The organism is Opacimonas viscosa, assembly GCF_024199005.1.
Classification (GTDB): domain Bacteria; phylum Pseudomonadota; class Gammaproteobacteria; order Enterobacterales; family Alteromonadaceae; genus Opacimonas; species Opacimonas viscosa.
Genome location: NZ_JANATA010000108.1, coordinates 1 through 275, shown reverse-complemented (window position 1 = coordinate 275; position 275 = coordinate 1). Strand labels below are relative to the sequence as shown.

Below are 275 nucleotides of genomic sequence, written 5' to 3'. Positions count from 1 at the left end.
CGACACAAAAAATTTAGGCGAAATTCTACCTTAATTTTCATGTAATACCAATGTGAACGCCCCGAGAAAGGGTGTAGGTTGGTAGCTTTCACATTTTCAATGAGGTCAAAATGTACTCTGACTCCATATTTATGTTTACGGCAAATGCTCGGTTGCTAGGTAGTCGTGTGACTGCATTTCCTTTAAGCGGCTCAGACAGCGCCTGAACTCAAAATTAAGTAGCCCCTCGGTGTACAAGCTTTCTAGCGCGACTTCTGCAGATATGATCAGCTTTA

1 protein-coding gene is annotated in these 275 nt (G+C 42.5%); it reads right to left on the bottom strand.

Features of this window, described 5'->3' with window-relative positions; all coding sequences use genetic code 11:
* Positions 1-135: 135 nt before the first annotated feature.
* Positions 136-275 (bottom strand): AFG1/ZapE family ATPase (gene zapE, locus NLF92_RS12900; RefSeq protein ID WP_254102612.1); only part of this gene is annotated, 140 nt, incomplete at its 5' end.